The 4,932-nt window shown below is 58.9% G+C and carries 4 protein-coding genes; 2 read left to right on the forward strand and 2 right to left on the reverse strand.

Annotated features, from left to right (window positions below):
• Positions 1–156: 156 nt before the first annotated feature.
• Both WB528_RS24910 and WB528_RS24915 read right to left on the reverse strand, forming a co-directional pair.
• Complete coding sequence (locus WB528_RS24910) at positions 157–687, reverse strand: hypothetical protein (protein WP_423891705.1); 531 nt, start codon at positions 685–687, stop codon at positions 157–159.
• Positions 688–732: 45 nt separating this feature from the next.
• Entirely contained in the window at positions 733–3,495 is a 2,763-nt protein-coding gene (locus WB528_RS24915) for an SUMF1/EgtB/PvdO family nonheme iron enzyme (RefSeq protein ID WP_423891707.1), read from the reverse strand.
• Positions 3,496–3,660: 165 nt separating this feature from the next.
• Here WB528_RS24915 and WB528_RS24920 point away from each other — a divergent pair, with 165 nt between their 5' ends.
• Both WB528_RS24920 and WB528_RS24925 read left to right on the forward strand, forming a co-directional pair.
• On the forward strand, positions 3,661–4,557 hold the full coding sequence (locus WB528_RS24920; protein WP_423891709.1) for a hypothetical protein: 897 nt from the start codon (positions 3,661–3,663) through the stop codon (positions 4,555–4,557).
• A gap of 36 nt (positions 4,558–4,593) precedes the next feature.
• A partial coding sequence (locus WB528_RS24925; RefSeq protein WP_423891710.1) for a hypothetical protein occupies positions 4,594–4,932 on the forward strand: 339 nt, incomplete at its 3' end.

The following is a 4,932-nucleotide window of genomic DNA, read 5'->3' on the forward strand; positions in this document are numbered from 1 at the left end:
CTGGAAATCGATGCTGAGTGGCCATGAAATGCCCCACCCTCTCATAAGTTTTTTCCATCAAGCAGCGGCCGGCCTGTGGTCTGAACAGCCAAGTTATACTTCGATGCCGCGATCGGGAAGAAACTGATCCCGCGCAGGCTACTTGCCCAAGCGTGGCTACCGCGACCGTCGGCTCTCGCAGCAGCAGCCTTTCAAATTGGCGGAGGCGAGCGTTGCGATTGTCGACGGCACGATGCTTTCCATACCCGATGAACGCCCATTCGGTCGATCGCCGCGAATGGTAGATTGCGCTCGCCTAGCCTTTCGTGGATAAAGAAGCTTCCAGGCCGGGAAAGCCGGAGGCATTCTTGAGCATGTTCGGCTCTGTCCTACCCGCCTACGATTCGGACAAGTCGCATAAGCTTTATCTTGTTTGACGGTGGCGACCACGTCACGCACCCCAGTGATGTGGACGGCCATGAAGTCCATCGCTGGGACTATGTGGGTCAGGCTTTTGAACCTACATTCCCGTTCTTCGTCACCTAAAGCGCCATCATAACAGCACCAGCCTAAACACGTTGACGGCGAACAGCGCTTCAGTTCGCGCTGGAATTCCTTCAAGTTGATCGCGGGCGAAGCCAACTTGGTACGCAGCGCCTTCTGCGAATCCTTGAAACGCAGTGCCATCATCAGCGTCAGCTTCTGCATGTTGCCGAATCAATCTATTGCTGGGGCAGTACCGAAAGCCACAATTCAAGGTCCGAGCGTTCGCGCAACGCGGAAGCCCACGCTGTCGAAACGGCCGTCGCTCCGGTATCCCCAGCGGCTGGCGGAGACAATGTAAGAGGGATCGCTCACATAAGACCCGCCGCGTACGGGATGCTTCGTGCAGTCCCCTCCCGCGTTCCATGGCGAGCCGTCAGTCGGCGCGTTCGAGTAATCATTGTGCCAACAGTCTTGTGTCCACTCCCAGACGTTGCCGACCATGTCGTAAAGGCCGAATGCGGTAGGAGAGAACGAGCCAACCGGCGCCGGCGTCTTGTTGTCCCATCTCGTGCCGCATCCGTTGCAGTCCGTATTGCCTTGACCAATATCGTTGCCCCATGGATAGGCAGTGGTCGTGCCCGCGCGAGCGGCATATTCGTATTCGGCCTCGTCCAGCAAGCGGTAGGTTTTGCCGGTCATCTCCGACAGCCATGCGGCATAATGCTGAGCCTCGTCCCAGGTGACACCGATCACTGGCTGTTGGCCACGCCCCAGCCCGGAATCGCTGAGATGGGGACAATCGCCAAAGGTCGTACAGGTATCCCACTCGGCGAAAGTTATCTCGTACTCCGAAACGGCGAGCGGTTTGCCGATGGTGACGGGATGCTGCGGCTGTTCGCTGGGGTCTGACGCCTTATTCCCACCCGGTAAACCCATCGCGAATGAACCGGCAGGAATGACGATCATTTGCGGACACTCGCCCGAACATTCCTTGAAGGAATCTTTCGGCTTAAGTGCCTGCTCAGCGGGGGCGCTGAGGACGTAAGGCCGCACGCGCGCGTTCATATAGGGGCGAGTGACCGTAAACCAGTGCCACAGCGCATCGATTCTGCGCTCCTGCATCCAGGCCGTTAAGGCTGTGACAATCGCTAGCGCCAAAACGCCAATCAGTGCGCCAAGCCGCCGCCGCCGCGCTCGCTCCGCTTTGAGGCTCAACGCAATGAACTGCCGCTCAGGCAGTGGGATGTCGGCTTCCCTCTTATACAGCCAATTCGCCGCGTTGGTCGCGGCGAGACCCATCAGGAGCGCTGCACCTTTCGAATCGCTCGGGGCTGCCTCCCAGGCGCGGCGCGAGGACTCCAAACCGCTCCGCCAGGCGAGGAATTCGCGCTCGCCCGCGATCCATTCGCGTAGCTTGTCCCAGCGCCGGAAAATCGTCTCATGCGCAACCTCGGCTAGCGCCTCGCCGGACTCGGGTGTGGCGATGACCAGCAGCCGGTAGGGGTGGTCGGCGAGTTCGCTCACCAGCCGCCATTGCGCGTCAGAGAATTCCGAGCGAGTGGCGCGGCGCCGTGCCGGTTCGCCATCTTCACGAACCATCGCGAGCTTCAAAGTGAGGATACGGCGAAGCTCCTCCTCCGAGTTTGGATGGCTGGCAATGAAGACATCGGCGCGCTGCACGAGCACGTGGCCGAGATCGATCGACTTTTCTGGCAGGCGGAGCACACCGTCACCGCGCGCCACCATGCTCTGCCACATGTCGTCAAGCAGATAGGACAGCAGCGGCAGTGCGCCGGCGTCCTTGGTGGACTCCTCGGCCGTTCGCCGTGCGATATTCTCAGCGAGATTTTCCGTCTCGAAGCGGGCGGACAGCAGTGAAGCCGGGCGACTCACCACGTCGCGCAAGCCCTCCTCGCGCAGCGGCGGCACTTCGATCTGGCGGTAGACCGAATGCAGCGGCCGATCTTTCTGCAGCTCGCCCAAAAAGTCGGCGCGCAGACTCATCAGTGCGCGGAGGCGCTGGTCGCTTTGGCCTTCGGAGAGGATTTCCGAGAAGCGGTGGCGCTGCCGTTCCTCGGAACGCAGATAAAGCTCTTCGCCCTGATCGACGTAGAGGAAGAACGCGGGCGGCTTCGGCTGATCGAGTTCTTGGCGGCGGCGTTCGGTGGCGTCGATCAGATCGCGCAAAGCGGCTTTGCCTTCCCGCAGAAGATCGATCCAGCCGTTTTGAATTCTCACCCGCTCCGGATCGATCGCTGCAAACAGCCACATATCCAAAAACGCTTCAACCAGCGACTTGAGCGGATCGGTTCCCGGTCGCAGCGTCAAAAAAGCCCACTGCCGGCTTTTTTCAAAAACTTGCGGCCACGGACCCGGCGTCTCCACGTCGGGCGGCCAGGCTTGGCGCTTCAGTGCGGCGAGTACGCCCGCCTGCGCCAGCGACGACTTGCCCACTCCCGAATTTCCTACCAGCACAGGAAGTCGATTCGCTGCGGCAGCAAGTGTTGAGAGCACGTCGACCGTTTCGTGCTTGCGGCCGAAAAAGTATCCGCTGTCCCTCTCCTCCATCGCCGCCAAGCCGCGGTAGGGGCAGGTATAGCGCCACAGGTCGGCGGGCTTGTCGTCGCCTCCCGCCGCCGCATCAAATAGGCGCCCCACTTCCAGCTCCGATGCAGGGTCGCTCGTGACGATCCAGTGATGCCGCCGCAAAAAAGGAAGACCCGGTGCGGTCCGGCCCTCCAACAACATCATGATCAACGGATAGTCAGCAGATTTTACTCGCTTATCGAGCGCCTCATCGTATTCGTAGACTTGCCAGTCCCCCAGTCCGTGTTCGCCGACCAACAGAACAAAAGCAGTCGATTCAGCAATTTCACCGGCAAGTTGCGCAGACCACGAACGCCCAGCGCGCAGATGCGTCGGTGCGAAAAATACGCGCGAGCTTGAATCTTTCCTTTCGATCGCGGTCTTGAGCCGTACCGCCAACAGCTCGTCTGGAGTGTGGTAGCTGAGAAACCAACGATGTGGCACAGCAAGTCCTCGCGGGGCAATAATCTAATATGTACGCGCCTCCTGCAAGAACGTCCTATAGCAGCGCCGCTTGCGCGCGCCAAACGAATTGGAGAAGGTGACAAGCAAAGAATTGTCGTCTAACGTTTCGGCTTCGCACGTTCCACCAGCATCCGCGTTGAAACCATGCCAATCTGCGAAGCCGATCCTTGGCGGCTGCAATACTTCAGACACGTCCAAACCAGCGTTAACATACCGACCGAGGATTCGGACGCATGGTTGTGGTATCCGGCACATCGCTGGGTTTATGACAAGCTTGAAGTGGCGCTAAGTCAAAACCTCGATGCCGGCCCGCACGGTACGACGCCGCCGCGCTATCCGGTTTTTTCCAAGCCCATCATCAACTTGAAGGGCATGGGCGTAGGAAGCAGGGTACTGCGCTCGGCGGCCGAATACGAGGAATTCTACGCTCCCGGCCACATGTGGGTGACCCTATTAGAGGGCCGCCATGTCTCCTCCGATGTCGCCGTTGTCAACGGCGAGCCGCGCTGGTGGCGGCATGTGACCGGGAAGCCGGCCGGAGAGGGAACGTTCGATTATTGGTGGGTCCATTCAGAGACTGACCACAACATCGAAGGAAATTGCGGCCAATGGATACGCCGGCATCTTGCGGGGTACACCGGTATGCTCAACCTTGAAACGATCGGAGGCTTCATTATCGAGGCGCATCTTCGCTTTGCAGATCAATGGCCTGATCTATACGGCGATGGTTGGATTGACGCGCTAGTGAGGCTGTATGAAAAGGGCGATTGGCTATTCGATGATCGTAACCGGCACGATGGATATAGCGTCGTTCTGTTCGGCCCTAACGACCGAGGTTACATGCATCCACCGCAAGCATTGATCGACGAGATCAATCGCGTGGATGGCGTTACTAGCGTGCAGATTACCTTCCACGAGGACTGGGCCCCGGAACGCCACTCCATGCCACCCGGCGGCTTCCGCCTCGCCATCGTCAACTGCTTCGATCTGGCGCGCGGACAAAGCGCTCGCGATCGAATTAAAGAATTCTTTTTTACCTGAGGCGGCCAATCCTACGAACGGTTAGTATGGTGCAACATGGAACAGAAATTCGAATTTACCCGAGTGACTGCGTTCAGCAAGTCGGCTGAGGCCGTCCGAAAGGAATACGGTAAGGTCCCGCTGGACCCTACCGAATTTCAGCGCAAACTCACTCGGTGCGAGCTGTCTTGCCACGGTATGTGCTGTTATGGTGGCGTTTCCGTCGATAAAGACACTGCCGATGTACTTCAGCGTCTCGCCACGGAGCGCAAGCCTGATTTCCAAAAAATGGGGCTTGAATTGGCTGACCCCGTCGTAGCCCCGACAGAGTGGCAGGGGGTCGTGGGAAACATTACGGCCTTGAAACCCCGCAATTTCAAGTCACGGGTAAAAGAC

It is taken from the genome of Bradyrhizobium sp. (assembly GCF_049586575.1).
Taxonomy (GTDB): Bacteria; Pseudomonadota; Alphaproteobacteria; order Rhizobiales; family Xanthobacteraceae; genus Bradyrhizobium.

Coding starts and splice junctions, on each gene's coding strand:
- WB528_RS24910 (WP_423891705.1), bottom strand. CDS start 687: ATGCAGAAGCTGACGCTGATGATGGCACTGCGTTTCAAGGATTCGCAG.
- WB528_RS24920 (WP_423891709.1), top strand. CDS start 3,661: ATGCCAATCTGCGAAGCCGATCCTTGGCGGCTGCAATACTTCAGACAC.